Origin of the sequence: Psychrobacter sp. AOP22-C1-C5, from assembly GCF_052378885.1 — a bacterium.
Taxonomy (GTDB): Bacteria; Pseudomonadota; Gammaproteobacteria; order Pseudomonadales; family Moraxellaceae; genus Psychrobacter.
In genome coordinates this window covers 165,553-180,411 of sequence record NZ_JBQSYC010000001.1, presented here as the reverse complement: position 1 = coordinate 180,411, position 14,859 = coordinate 165,553, and the positions used below count along the sequence as shown (strand labels likewise).

Here is a 14,859-nt window from a genome sequence, read left to right as displayed (position 1 = left end):
AAAACGTGAATCGGTAATAGGGTAAAGCTGCTCTAACTTGATTTTTCAAAAATACTTAGGTCAAGCTAGAGCGTTAGTCTATAAGCGTCTTGTGAAGCTTATAGACTTTGAAATATTAAATATAAATTAACGAGCGTTTTTGATTTTGATCTTAAAAGTCAAGGTGCCAACGCCCTGAGGAACTATAGTAAAGTTATTACCAAGAACCGCAGTACTAGTAGTACTAGGTGTGCCTGCAGTAGATGAATCAGTCGCAGAAGTAGCAGGTGAACCAGCTACTAAATCCGCACCAGCTGAAAAGTTAGACAACAAATCCGAGATGGTTACAGCGGTAAGATTAAAACCTAATGCTGTTGAAGAAGTGTTAGTCGCCTGAATACGATAGATAACACATTGATCAGGTTTCGCACTGAGCGCAGTTTGAACAAAGGTACTTGCAGCAACGGTAGCGTCACAAGCGGTATCTAGTGATTGAGACTTCGCTAAAGTTAAGCCTCTGACATTAGTCGTATCAGTAACTGTAGTAGCAGCAGGCGCACCAACACCAGCAGGCGTTAGCGTTACAATAGAAGTTTCAGTGCTACCAACAGTTGCAGCATCAGCCACAGTTGCAGGAGTAGTTACATTGCCTGAAGACACCTTATAGTTGATCGCTAATGTGCCATTAGGGGCAATACCATTTGGAAATTGAGCTGTTGGTAATGTAGTGCTATTAAAAGTGTACGTATTACCATCAGCAACAGTAGGTTGCAGCGTTACAGTAACCGGGGCTCCACCATTAGGCGGTGTATAGGTAACACTAACAGGACCAGTAACAGGTCTTACAGCCGCATTCTTACCACCATCAGTAATAGTGAAAGTCAATGGATTAGTGTTAGTACCTTCAGCATCTTGACCGCTGTTAATAATAGTAGTCGTCTGTGTGACTTGACCAGTAGTACCTGAAGCAGGGGCAATTTCTCTAGTCGTTGGATTGCTCACTACAACCGCTCTTCTGGTAAAGTTAGTCACACCAGCACTATCTACACCAGCTCCGTTAGCTTGACCCGCATCAGCAGGTATTCTAGTAACATCTATAGCGTTATTTGTACTATCCAAAATATCATAGTCAGTACCAAGTACAGGATTAGCAGGTAACGTGCCAACCGGACCGATGAACTTATCGTAGACTTCTGCATTGTTAGTTACTGAACTATTAGCAGCTGTATACTGATTTCTATCGACATTAACCGTGAAAGTAATCGTGCGACTTGCGCCAACAGCTAAGTTCGCTACGGCAACATTAATAGCTTGTCGACCACCGATAGTGGAAATCGTAGCCGTACCCGCACCAGTTACGGTCACGTCTGAGGCTGTGCCGCTAGGCAAGCTCAAACCTGCAGGAAGGACATCTCTGATGACAATGTCAGTCGCAGCAGTACTATAGTCAGTAGTTGCGTTAGTCACTACGATACTATAAGTAATCTGTGGGTTAGCTACTGTCAAATCGACAGTACTCGTCGCTGTTTTTGCAATTGCAAAAGTAGGCAATCTAACAATAGTTTGGTTTTCGTTCACTAATGTCGCACCAGATGCATTATTAGTAGTGAAGAAAGTACTGGTCGCTGTTAATGTCCCCACACCTGTGTCATTACCGTTACGAGCAGCTGGCGTAGCTGCTTCGTAGCTTAAGTTAGCTCTAGTATTTGGCTGTAGTCTAATGGTCTGACCATTAGCTATGGTACCTGTCTGTGCTTGACCATTTAAAGCGGTGACTTGAGCAGGAGTTAAAGCAGTACCATCTGCTTGTACAATAGTAAACGTAACAGGCGCAGTACCTAAAGCATAGTCTTGATTAGCCGTTACTAGTGCTGAGTCATTACCTGTGGTATTAACGGTATAAGTATCCGTCACGTTACCCGTATTGGTTAAAGCATGAGTAAAGGTAGTCGTACCACCTGGCGTAGCAGGTCTATTAACAGCAGTATCGTCACCAATGCTACCATCATCAACAGTCGATACGAGTGCAAAATTAGCCGTTTCGCTAACGCTTACAGTCACCGTGTTAGAAACAGCGGTTGGCTGAGCAATACCAGCAACGCTATAGCTTGCGGTTGCGACGTTAGTGATCGGTGCCGCTCCTGCACTAACACCACCAGTAGTATTAGGAGTAGCTGCATTGGCAGTAGTAACACCCATGGCAGCGACGACACCAACGGTCAATAATGAGTACTTGAATAAATTAGGTTTCATTCGGTAAATCTCCAGAAGGTTTAAGATAAAGGCATCAAATAAGTGTTAGTTGACTATCGTATTGAGTGCTACGGTGGCAGATTTCATAGCTGGCAACAGCTTGATATTCCAGCGTAGAGAGCGGTATTCAGATAAAGGGACCTTCACCAATTTGCCATTTACCTTTCGCATTAAAGGCATATCGGCATAATTCTGACCATCGGTACTGGCTTGTGCACTTGCAGGAATGACGTCACCAGTAAATGTCATGTTTGCAGGGATAGGTAACGTCACCATTAGGTCATTAATGTCTTTGTTGACAGTGTTGGTATAAGTGGCTTTGTACTGAATAACTGTGCCTGCTGGTGCAGTACGTACTGGTGAATAAACAGTTTTGCCTTCTGCATTTTTGATGACTTGATTGGCAGTCAGCTCCATTTTTAAAGCATCATCAGCATGGGCAGTGCTCAACAAGCAAGTAGAGACTAAGGTTGCTAATAAAACACTATGTAAACGCTTGAAACGGTTCATATTAAATCCTTTTTTGGATCATTACTGTCAGTATGGTATTGATGCAAAATTGCGGTATGATCTGTTGCAATCTATAGAGCCAGTACCAATGAAAAATGTGCATATTTTATTTATTGCATTTTCACGTAAACGATACAAACATTCATCAAAAAAAAGACAAATGGTATTTTGAGGTTGCTAAACGGTAAAAGCCCTATCTAAGTAGATAGGGCTTTTTTAGAGAGAACAGAGGATTAATAAAGTGTGAGGAAAGCAATAACCGATAACTATTGAGTATCCATAGTAGTGCCATATTTGGTATTGAAGTAAAAGTCGCGCTTGGTTCTAGAAACTAGCGAAAGGACTTTAGTTTTGATCTCTCCATTTGTACCAATAGCTGGATTTTCAGTAGCAGTATAATCAGTTGTTGAGAGCGCTGGGAGGGTAAGCACTGAGGTTACTGGAGCTCCATTGACGCCTTTTCTTTGAAGCGTATCTCGCATGACAAAGTTGTCAATAGCGACATTTGCTCGATTGGTCGCAGTGATCCTATAAGCGATACATTGGCCAGGGGTAATATCACTGACATTTGCAGTACTGAAACCTACTCTAGGATTATTGTTACCGACAGTATTAATGGCAGGGTCAGTATAATTGAGCGTGGTCGGACAATTATTAATATACTGAGCCTTTTTTAGAACCAAGGCAGCATTTGCAGCGATGACTCGACCAAAGTTGTTGTTTGGGTAAAGGTATGTGGTGGTGGCAAATCCAACATTCCTATTATCGCTACTGGTTCGAATGGGGTAGGTAGTTCCACTGCGATCTTCTATTAAACAAATATTGGTATTATTGTTAAAAGTAGAAATAGGAACGCTAAATTGATACTGGCCGATCGGAGCGCCTGTATTGACGGCTTGAGTGGCATAAGTAGTAGCTGTGTTCGTACAGCTTACTAATCTAACGGTACTACCACTAATACCCAACTCTTGAGGCGCATTAAATACACCATTAAAATAGTTGGGTCTGTTGGTATAAGCACTACTGCTACTGGTAATATCATCGTTGGTCGCATCTGCCTGAGTAGCAGTGATGCCACCATTGTCATCAAATACAGTGCCTGTAAAAATATACTGAGGTATGTAGCAATAGTTGTCTATGCGTAGATCGACTTCTTGGTTGGTTGATGTGGGAAGGCGACCTGTATTTGTATAACGAATTCTTACTGAGGTTACAGGTTGAGAGAATTGTATAGAACCTTGACACTGTGTATTTAGATCTTTGGCTGGACAGTTAAAAGTACTGTTCGTATATAGACCTTGAGCATACAAAATGTTTGAACCAGTTATCGGCTGGAAAGTACCTTCGATAGAAGCACCTGTTTGAGTAACACCAGTAATCTGAATATAGTCGTCAAAAGTATTACCATTACTATTGGCGTAATCAACATCAAATGCACTTAATGCAACATTGGTCAAATAAATAGGCTGCGCTGTTATCGTATTGCGAAATTCAAGCAGAATGTCAGTAAAAGCCGCTGGGTTTGGGAAAGTTCTTTGAATATTAATAGCACTTGTCCCGGATGTAGTAATTACACCAAAGTTTGATCTTGTAGTATTAGTACTAGATTCTACTGTATTAATTTTTACTTGTAGGGGGATGCTGCCACTTGCATTGCCTGCAATATTCACATAGTTATTAGTATTGACGGCGGCTACCAAACTAGAGTAGTCAGCGTTAGTGAAGCTACCTTGAGAAAAATTGGCACTGCAAACGGCACCTGGATTTGGCGCGAGGGCAAATGCTGCATTGCTAACGAACAGTAAGACTATGAAGCTAATAAAAATCGAGAATGAAGACCTATATCGTTGAAGAAAATACGCATTTCTATAGCCTAAAATGTATTTAGTCTTATCCATAGTATTATTACCTTCAATTTATCTCGATAATTGGATTGGCTTAAAATCTAACTACTAACTGTTTAATGGGTAGATGTACAAATCATGTAATTTATATATTATATAATTGTTAAAAAAAATTACATCAAGAAGCGACAAATGGCACATATTTTACGACCAGTTGCTATTTCATATTGTGTTTCGCACTGTGATGTTGGTAGATTCTCTACATTATAAAAAATTACTTATTATTTTGAGTCTACTAAAGACAGTATGCCTACTACACGTTATGCACCTTTAACTGTTTCAAACAACCATAACTCTAACAAATATTTACTTAATCACTAATCAATATTTATTTCAGAAATACTTGTCGTGTCATCATTTCTTTATCGCTATAAACAATCAATCCATAAGCGCCTATAATGAAGGGTTGTTATCATTTGATAATTGATTATAGGAGTCAAGTTTATACCTTATTTTACTATTAATTATTCAATTCATACATGATGTATAGATGGATAGTATTTTCATTTCGACCGTGTTCGACTTTTACCGATTGTAAGGTAGTCAAACACAGTTGCATCATCGCACCATACTGAATGTAACTTCTTATATTAACAAGGAAGTCATTGAGCGAATCATTCATTTAAGACAGTATTGAAAAATACTTCGATTTAACAATATCCTGTTTTTAAGCAGGGCTGACTGACAGAAAAGGACAGTAACGATGAATTATTATAAGGATGCTGATAGCACCGAAACCCAAGAGTGGCTTGAAGCCTTTGAGTCTGTTCTCAAACATGCAGACAAGGATCGCGCTCAGTTTTTGCTAAAAGCCTTATACAATATGGCGGTCCAAGAAGGCTTACCGTTTAACCGATTGGATACGGCCTATATCAATAGTATCGCTGTCGAAGATGAGCCAATGTATCCAGGCGATCTAGGAATGGAGCGCAAAATTCGTGCTTTGATTCGCTATAATGCTTTGGCAATGGTTATGCGCGCCAATAAAAACGATGATGACTTGGGTGGTCACTTGGCGTCATTCGCGTCTAGCGCCACGCTTTATGAGACAGGTTTTAACCATTTTTTTCGCGCAGCAAGTGACCATTTCGGTGGTGACATGATTTATTATCAAGGTCACTCAGCTCCTGGCATCTATGCGCGTTCTTATTTAGAAGGTCGTTTGACAGAAGATCAGCTCGATAATTTCCGCCGTGAAGTAGGCGGCAAAGGTCTATCAAGCTACCCACATCCGTACCTAATGCCTGATTACTGGCAGTTCCCAACCGTTTCTATGGGTTTGGGTCCAATCATGTCGATTTATCATGCCCATGTACATCGTTATATGGAAAACCGTAAATTGCTAGAAAAAGAAGGCCGTAAGATTTGGGCATTCTTAGGTGATGGCGAGACCGATGAGCCAGAAAGCTTGGGCGCAATTTCTCTTGCTGGTCGTGAAAAGCTAGACAATCTAATCTGGGTCGTTAACTGTAACTTACAACGTCTGGATGGTCCGGTACGTGGTAACGGTAAAATCATTCAAGAGCTAGAATCTGTATTCCGCGGTGCAGGCTGGCGTGTAATCAAAGTCATTTGGGGTGGTAACTGGGACAGCTTGCTTGCCAACGATCATACAGGTGTGTTGAAACATCGTATGGAAGAAGTGGTAGATGGCGAATATCAGCTATACGAAGCCCGTACACCTGAATTTACTCGCAAAGAATTCTTTGGTAAATATCCTGAGTTAGAAGAGATGGCTGATGCGTTGTCTGATGAAGACATCTCACGCCTAAACCGCGGTGGCCATGATCCGCAAAAGGTATATGCAGCCTTTAGTGAAGCCATGAAAACCAAAGGTCAGCCAACCGTTATTTTGGTCAAAACCGTAAAAGGTTATGGCTTGTCTACCCAAACTCAAGCGGTCAATAAATCGCATCAGATTAAGAAGCTCGATAAAGATGCCTTGGTTTACTTCCGTGATCGTTTTGACTTGCCATTTACCGATGAGCAGTTAGAGACGCTACCATTCTACCGTCCTGAAGAAGGGTCGGCTGAGATGAAGTACCTAAAAGGTCGCCGTGAAGCATTGGGTGGTCACCTGCCAAACCGTCGCAGCGGTCATATTCCGCTAAACATTCCTGAATTGTCTATGTTTGATCGGGTGTTAAAAGGCAGCAATGGTAAAGAGCAATCGACGACAATGGTATTTGTGCGCTTATTGTCAGCCATGCTAAAAAATAAAGACATCCAAGATCGCGTTGTGCCAATCGTACCTGACGAAGCACGTACGTTTGGTTTGGAAGGTATGTTCCGTCAGCTAGGTATCTACTCTGCCGTTGGACAAAAATATACACCAGAAGATAGCGAAGCCTTGATGGGCTATAAAGAAGCCATCGATGGTCACATGCTAGAAGAAGGTATCAACGAAGCGGGTGCAATGAGTACATGGATTGCTTTGGCAACCAGTTATTCTGTGAACGCGCTACCGATGATCCCGATGTACATATATTATTCAATGTTTGGTTTCCAGCGTATAGGTGATTTGGCTTGGGCAGCAGGCGATTGTCAGGCTCAGGGCTTCTTATTAGGCGCAACCGCTGGTCGTACCACATTGAACGGTGAAGGCCTACAGCATCAAGATGGTCACTCACAAATCTTGTTCAACGTTGTACCAAACTGTGTTACTTATGATCCTTGCTTCGGTTATGAGTTAGCTGTTGTCGTGCATGATGGTTTACGCCGCATGTATGGAGAGGGCGAGCGCGTTTATTATTACTTGACCTTGATGAACGAAAACTACGATCAGCCTGCGATGCCAGAAGGCGCGGAAGAAGGCATCAAGCGCGGTATGTATCTGCTAGAAGACAATGGTTCAACTCAGGTACAGCTATTGGGTTCTGGCGTCATCTTACGCGAAGTACAAAAAGCGGCGAAGATTTTAAAAGATGAATTCAACATTACATCAAACGTCTGGAGCGTGACCAGCTTCAACGAGCTGACGCGTGATGGTATGGCATGTGATGACTACAATCGTTTGCATCCAATGGATGAAGAGAAGGTGCCTTGGGTTACTGAACAATTGGCACCGCATGAAGGCATTGTAGTAGCTGCAACTGACTATATGCGCAATTACTCAGAACAAATACGTGGATGGTTGCCTGATAACCGTCCTTATACAACTCTTGGTACAGATGGTTATGGCCGTTCTGACACACGTGAAAAGCTACGCAGTTTCTTTCACGTAGACGCGGCTCATATCGTCGTCGCAACCCTAAAACGCTTGGCAGATGAAGGCGAAGTAGAGATGCGTTTGGTGAAAGATGCGATTTCAAGCTTCGGTATTGAAGCGGATCAGCCACCTGCATGGCAGCAGCAGCCTCATTATGATCACTTCCCAGATGCACCAGCACCTGATAAAGTCAATCCAAATCCGGTACCTGAGTTTGTCGGTGAGGAAGACGAGGAAGTCAGCAGCGAAGGCCGTGCTGAAGATCCAGCAGATGCGGCACTACTTAATAGTGGCGATGTCAAAGAATAATAACCATAAGGCGAGGAGATAAACATGGACATTAAAGCCCCCGATTTGGGTGTGGATAGCGCCGAAGTCAGCGAAATTATGGTAGAAGTTGGTGATGTTATCGAAAAAGATGACAACATTGTTTTGCTAGAGTCTGATAAGGCTTCGGTCGAAGTACCAAGCTCTGCTGCTGGTAAAGTCACCAAAATCAGCGTTGCTGTTGGTGATCAGGTCAGTGAAGGTATGGTACTGATTGAGCTTGAGAGCGATACTAGCGAAGGTGATGATGCTAGTAATGACAGTGCAAGTAACGAAAAAGATACTGACGCTGATAGTAAAAATGATGATAGCGACAGCCAAGAACAAGTAGCAGAAGACAAGCAATCGTCTTCTGCCGCTGAAGATGATGCTGAGTCACCTGCACCTGCCAAAAGTGCAAACAATGCAGGTAAGGCAACCACGCACGCACTGCCTGACCTAGGCGTCGATGAAGCGCAAGTGGCTGAGATCATGGTTAGTGTGGGCGATACCGTCACTGCGGACCAATCTATTTTGTTAATTGAGTCTGACAAAGCCTCAGTTGAGGTGCCAGCGCCAGAAGCGGGCAAAATTGAGAAAATACTGGTTGCAGCGGGTGATATGGTCGCCAATGGTCAGGACTTTATTGTCATCATTGGTGGCGGCGCAGATGATGCAGGTAGTGCGAGCAAAGCGGATGAACCTAAGGCTGCTGACTCTAAGTCGCAAGATGCAACGAAAGCTGCGCTGAGTGCCAAGGCCAACAAGCAAACGACTGGTGAGCCCAAGCAAGAAGCAAAATCTACTACGACCAATACTGCCGATAGTGACAAGAAAGGTAAGCTGACTGAAAATCAGGTGAACGAAAAGCTTGTCAATGTATATGCAGGGCCTGCTGTACGTAAGCTGGCACGTCAATTAGGTGTAGACATCACGCAAGTGAGTGGTTCAGCATTGAATGACCGCATTTTAAAAGAAGACTTATTTGCACACGTCAAAGAAAGTCTGAGCACTCAAAAAGCGGCGCCTGCTAGTGCTAGCAGTAATGTGTCTAGTGCAAGCCTACCAAGTTTACCTGACATGAGTAAAACTGAGATTTGGGGTGAGACTGAAACACAAGACCTTAGTCGTCTACAGAAAGTCTCGATACCGCAGCTTAACTACAATACGTTACTGCCGCAAGTGACACAGTTTGATTTATCAGACATCACTGAGACTGAAAAACTGCGCGGTGAGCTAAAAGGTGGTATGAAAGCTGAAGGCATTGGTTTCACAATCTTAGCCTTCGTGGTGAAAGCAACTGCCTACGCCTTAACACAGCATCCACGTTTTAACAGCCACTTAAGCGATGATAATACTCAAATTATCTTGCGCAAAAGTGTCAATATGGGTATTGCTGTGGCAACTGATGATGGGCTTATCGTACCTGTCATCAAAGATGTGCAAGACAAAGGTCTTAAGCAAATCGCTATTGAGATTGGTGAGCTTGCAGTAAAAGCACGTGATAAAAAACTCAGTACCAAAGACTTACAAGGCGCAAGCTTTACGATATCGAGTCAAGGTAACTTAGGCGGCACTGCATTTACACCGCTGGTCAATTGGCCACAAGTGGGTATCTTAGGTGTGTCTGAAGCAAGTATGCAGCCACGCTGGGATGCTAAGAAGCAGAGCTTTGAGCCACGTTTGATGTTGCCGCTGTCATTGTCTTATGACCACCGTGTGATTAACGGGGCAGATGCTGCTGTATTTACCCGTTATATCGCAACGTTACTGGCTGATCCGCGCCGTATCTTAATTTAGATTTAATTATTAACTTATAAAATTATGTTTGAAAAAGACTGTCTACGGATGGTCTTTTTTATGCCTAATATTTCTTGGTAGAATATTTTTGCCGGCACCCTTTTACTCTGTCCCAACATGACATTGGCAAAAAAAAGCCAGCTAATAAGCTGACTTTTTTGTTTATGCTGTTTTCACATTGTTAAAACTGTTTAACAAATGCCATACCGTATACCCAAGGGCTAATATCAACTTCGCCGATATCATTACCGTTCAAACTCGCGTCTGTCTTAATGTCCATGTAACGGGCGTCGATACGGAAGGCTTCGGTCGGTGCAAATGGAATATCAAGGCCGATATGACCAGCAACGCCCACACTGTCATCAAGCTCTAAGTCATTGCCATTACCAAGATAGACTCTTTCTTTGAAGAAAGTTGTATAGTTCACACCTACGCCGACAAAAGGTTTCATATTCATAGGCATATTATAGCCGTCGAAGTGATATTGTAGAGATAGCGTAGGGGGTAGGTGCTGAGTTTTTGCATCCACTTGATTGCCTTCATTATCTGTCAAGGTGATGTCATGATGAAATGGAATCGCTGCCAATAACTCCACACCAATATTATCAGCAATAAAATACTCACCACTGATGGTTGGGCGTACATCACCATCGACGTCAACAGAAAAATCTGTGCCACCCACATTTACAGTGCCATTATCGCTTTTAGGTTCAACATAGTGGGCGCCTGCTGCAACAGACCAAGTTCCGGCAGGGACAGCAAAAGCGGTGGTCATAGTAAGTGCAGTGGCTATCGCTAAAACTAGGGATTGTAGTTTCATCATTGGATTCCTCAACATAATAGATGATGGTTGGTAAATAACTAATGAGGGATGACATTAGTTACCGACACACAATGTTATGATCATTAATTAACCTGTAACATTGTAATTACATTATAGTATAAAACCACTCTAACTGTAAGGTTTTAATTAGACCTTCAAAAATTTAATTAGTGACCACAGATGCTATATTTATCAATACCCTTAGTATTTTTTGAAATCAGTTGTTGTGAGCAAGGAGCTGTCCATAGTGTTACCTCATAAGTAAACTTAGCGTTGCCAACTTTGAACTCTAAAGAGTCATTTCATAGTTCTAAAGGTGGTAACAACCCATTTATTATTCTTTGGATTAATAATGAGGGTACAAGAAGAGGCGTGATATATTATGCTGGGCTATTGTAGTAATTCTCCTCTACGTTGTGAAAATGCACGTTCTATGAAGATACTGAATCAAATAGATTCTTGTTGTCCAGAATGTGATTTGTATTTGCTGCCGGCTCAAGACATAAGCCAGCAATTACGTGCGGAAGAGAGGTTTTTACTATTTGCTGTTCTAGTTATTGCAGTTATGCTGTTTGCGTCTGTCTACATGTATTATTCAAATTTTGTATAAGCAGTTGACTATTACCATTAAGATCAATAAGCCAGCTGTCTTAAACATTGTACATACCTTTTGACGAGATGACAGTTAAGTTAGCGATATGATTTTCGATAATCAAATGCTGATGATATATTTTGTGAGGGTGGTTTTATTTTATTAACACAAGACCGGTGTTTCACCGAATAGGGGCGGCATGCTATTTCAATCTATACGGCGCTTGCGTCTCTTTGTCTACAATATCCTGCAAAACGATGACCACGACACGCTATTTAGCCGTTACGTTGATTACTTTTTAATATTTTTAATCATGACCAACGTAGCAGCTGTCATCGCTGAATCCGTTGATCATTTGTATTACCCATATCAAACATATTTTACTTGGTTTGAAAATTTCTCCATTATGGTGTTTTCTATTGAGTATCTACTGCGGTTGTGGAGTGTCGCTGAAGAAAAACCAGAGCACACAACTTGGCGACAGCGCTGGCAGTGGCTAAAAAGCCCTTCAGCGTTGATCGATTTAATCGCTATTGTGCCTGCTTTCCTGAACTTCTTTGTCACTATTGACTTGCGCTTCTTACGTATTTTACGTCTGTTCCGTATCCTTAAACTGACACGTTATTTTGCCTCTTTGCGTATCTTATTGGTGGTTATCAATAAAGAAAAAGGGTCATTTCAAGCAGTCATTTTTATCTTGATTATTATGATTGTAACTGCCTCTAGCGGGATTTATTTGGTTGAAAATCATGCTCAGCCACAAGAGTTTGAGTCGATACCCAAGGCAATGTGGTGGGCGGTGGTGACACTTACCACTGTAGGTTACGGCGATGTCATTCCGATTACCAATGCGGGTAAAATATTAGGGGCTGTGATTACCATATTGGGTGTGGGTCTAGCGGCACTACCTGCTGGTATTTTAGCCACAGGTCTAGCAAATGAGCTTGCCCAACGCCGTGAAGAGCTTGAACAGCATTTCCGAGAGCAGCTAATCGACAGTGATTTTGATTTGGTACAGAACCAGATGATGATAGATAAAATTCGCCGCGAGCTTGGACTGGATAAAGAACAGGCACAAAACATCGTACTACAGGTATTGCGTGAACAGGAGCTTGAACGCCGCGAAAGAGAAGTAGACGTCAGGAAAAAGAATTTTTGTCCCAATTGCGGCGAAGCATTGTAAGGCCTTGTAATAACGGATAAAACAGCGATATACAATGAAGCAATAAGATATAAATAGATCAGATAATAATTTTTTATAATGGTTGCTAGGGTTTTTGGCGCAAGAAAAAAGGTGCGACGTTATCAAACGTAGCACCTTTTTTTATGTTTTTACGGAATTGAATGCCGTTACGACTCTAGATATCTTGTGGAATAGGGAGTGCCCGTGCCAATTCATGTGCCACTTCTTGCGCTGCGTTTTCTATGTCTTCAGCAGGGAGCGGTAAATTTTGTAAGGTTAGATGCCAATCGTCTACTTCTCGGCGCAAATGCGCAACCCAAAGCGTGGTGCAATCACGCGGGAGCTGCTTTAAATTGACTTCAAAACATCGGTTACCCTCGTCATCACTTAGATGAATTTCACCCTTTTCGACTTTAGAAAATGGATGACTGTGATAAGAGTTGGCAATCATAGCAATGTGGGTAATATGAGCTGGGATTTTATCTAACGACAGTCTGATTTGTTCTTGGTCAAGAGGCGCTTGATACATCGCTTGTTCACCGCGATCTTTACCATTAAGACTGTCGCCTTGATGTTTTACCGATTCTGCTTTATCACGCAATTGTTTGAACCAGACGATATCACTAATGGTGCAATGGTTGTCATACAGCACGCACGCCAAATCGATATCAATCGCATCTTTGCTTTTTTTAAAGCGCTTTAACAGACCTTTTGATTCAATCTTAGTAAACTCGTAATTTAGTGCAAAAAACAAGGTTCCCGCATCTAAACCCAGCCCTCTTAAACTGTTTGAAAGTAATGGTAATGGGGCAGTGGTCGACATAACATTCCTTTTTGGTTCTTAATTTTTTAGATGATTGTAGCCATCTGAATACAGTTAAATTTAAGCGCTGTTCTTATAAAATACTAATTTTCATTAACTGCTATTTATTATTTATAGACTTGTCTAATACAGCTTGATGGAGCAGCTCAGGTTTGGCATTTAATAAACCATTACCAAAGCCACGTAACCACCAAACCAGCTGAGAGGTCAAATTCACTGTGGCACAAATAGTTAGTGTGTCATCATCATTTAGCGTGACAGTTTGATCATCACTGAGCTTACTTTCAGTGAGGCTCCTGCCCGCCTGCTTGTTAAATTGTAGCTCAATGGCTGTATTTTTGCCATGATTAGGCAGTTCACTAAATAACGGATGGCTAAAGCCCATACCGCCTGCATCCAAGTACGTATCGAGGTGGAAGCCATCTGGCGTTCGCGCGGCAGTATCGAGGATCTCAACGCTGGCAAAACGATGCAAGGCAAAGGTGCGAATAACGGCCTCAAAATCATCAGTACGGGTGGCGACTAGATATATGATAACGCCACGTTGGATAATAGCGATGGGGTTTAGAGTATATTCACTCGCTTGGGATTTATCGCCGCGAGTGTAGCAGGCTTTGATTTGTAATTGATAAAACAAAGCATGGTAAATATTGTCTTTACTAACCAAATTAATGTTCGGTGCAATTAATGGTTGGGTGGCAGGTTCGATACGGACTCTATCAATCCATGAATGCGTCACTTTACTGTTTTTAAGCTGGCGTCTGGCCAAATCAAACCAAGGGAACAGCTCATCTAAAATAACAGGGGGTAATAGCTGAGTGAGATTGGCTTCCACCATATTGAAAGCGACGGCTTGCGATAAGTTCATATGCGGTAAGCTTTGCAGGGGAGCATCTTCTTTCCAGCGCCAGCCTTGCGGATTGGCGTTGTTTTTCTCAATCGGAAAACGTTTGGCCAGCGCATTCAAATCACGTTGAACCGTGCGTAGACTGATATCAAAACCTGCCATGATAAGCTGCTCAAACACATGCGTGGTGCCCACCCAGCGATTGCGCTGCAGTTGAGACAGCACTTGCCATTGCCGTGCCGTCGTCGCGGCTCCATGTCGATTATCGCTTGAATCTTCCAAGACTTGACTGTTATCTGTAGCTGCTGGAGTATGAGTCTGCTCATCAGTATCTATCGGAGTTTGAAGAGAGTTGGCGTCAGTAGGATGTACAGTCATCTAGAATAACCTTTATGAAGTTACAGTCAGTTTTTACACGTTTTTAGCGCGCCATGAACCATTTATCATCGCAGAAAAGCGTGGTAGCGTCTAGGCACGTTCGTCTTTGTTTGTGTCCAATTAATGATTTGTGTCTAATTAGAGGCGTTAGTAAACTGGGCTTTTACGGATCACGTTATACAATATAAGCAATCCAAAATAAAAGAGTGACACAAAAAAGCATTACGTTGGTATGAGTTTTTCTCGTTCGCTG

Annotated in this window: 9 protein-coding genes; 3 read left to right on the top strand and 6 right to left on the bottom strand. The window is 42.3% G+C overall.

Annotated elements, in window-relative coordinates:
• Positions 1–126: 126 nt before the first annotated feature.
• From ACT3TH_RS00685 to ACT3TH_RS00675, 3 genes are all read right to left on the bottom strand, one after another.
• Positions 127–2,232 (bottom strand): beta strand repeat-containing protein, encoded by a 2,106-nt coding sequence (locus tag ACT3TH_RS00685; protein ID WP_444753940.1) that lies wholly within the window; start codon positions 2,230–2,232, stop codon positions 127–129.
• 45 nt (positions 2,233–2,277) lie between these two features.
• Positions 2,278–2,742: a hypothetical protein gene (locus ACT3TH_RS00680; protein ID WP_444753939.1), complete on the bottom strand. Its 465-nt coding sequence runs from the start codon at positions 2,740–2,742 to the stop codon at positions 2,278–2,280.
• A gap of 266 nt (positions 2,743–3,008) precedes the next feature.
• Positions 3,009–4,640 carry a hypothetical protein gene (locus ACT3TH_RS00675; RefSeq protein WP_444753938.1) on the bottom strand — a complete coding sequence of 544 codons (1,632 nt, stop codon included), beginning with the start codon at positions 4,638–4,640 and terminating at the stop codon, positions 3,009–3,011.
• A 709-nt stretch (positions 4,641–5,349) separates the two neighbouring features.
• Here ACT3TH_RS00675 and aceE point away from each other — a divergent pair.
• Both aceE and ACT3TH_RS00665 read left to right on the top strand, forming a co-directional pair.
• A complete protein-coding gene (gene aceE, locus ACT3TH_RS00670; protein WP_444753937.1) occupies positions 5,350–8,163 on the top strand; it encodes a pyruvate dehydrogenase (acetyl-transferring), homodimeric type in 2,814 nt (937 codons plus the stop codon).
• A gap of 24 nt (positions 8,164–8,187) precedes the next feature.
• The gene (locus ACT3TH_RS00665) at positions 8,188–9,960 is read left to right on the top strand and encodes a 2-oxo acid dehydrogenase subunit E2 (RefSeq protein ID WP_444753936.1); all 1,773 of its coding nucleotides are present in this window, start codon (positions 8,188–8,190) and stop codon (positions 9,958–9,960) included.
• 181 nt (positions 9,961–10,141) lie between these two features.
• On the opposite strand, the gene ACT3TH_RS00660 is transcribed toward ACT3TH_RS00665, so the two are convergent.
• Positions 10,142–10,780, bottom strand: coding sequence for an OmpW/AlkL family protein (locus ACT3TH_RS00660; RefSeq protein ID WP_444753935.1), 639 nt, complete (start codon positions 10,778–10,780; stop codon positions 10,142–10,144).
• Between the two features lie 794 nt (positions 10,781–11,574).
• Here ACT3TH_RS00660 and ACT3TH_RS00655 point away from each other — a divergent pair.
• Complete coding sequence (locus tag ACT3TH_RS00655) at positions 11,575–12,558, top strand: ion transporter (protein WP_444753934.1); 984 nt, start codon at positions 11,575–11,577, stop codon at positions 12,556–12,558.
• A 175-nt stretch (positions 12,559–12,733) separates the two neighbouring features.
• Here the strand turns inward: ACT3TH_RS00655 and ACT3TH_RS00650 are convergent, their stop codons facing one another.
• Together ACT3TH_RS00650 and ACT3TH_RS00645 are read right to left on the bottom strand one after the other, a co-directional pair.
• The gene (locus ACT3TH_RS00650) at positions 12,734–13,381 is read right to left on the bottom strand and encodes a TerD family protein (protein WP_444753933.1); all 648 of its coding nucleotides are present in this window, start codon (positions 13,379–13,381) and stop codon (positions 12,734–12,736) included.
• A gap of 100 nt (positions 13,382–13,481) precedes the next feature.
• Entirely contained in the window at positions 13,482–14,606 is a 1,125-nt protein-coding gene (locus ACT3TH_RS00645; protein WP_444753932.1) for a helix-turn-helix transcriptional regulator, read from the bottom strand.
• Positions 14,607–14,859: the final 253 nt, after the last annotated feature.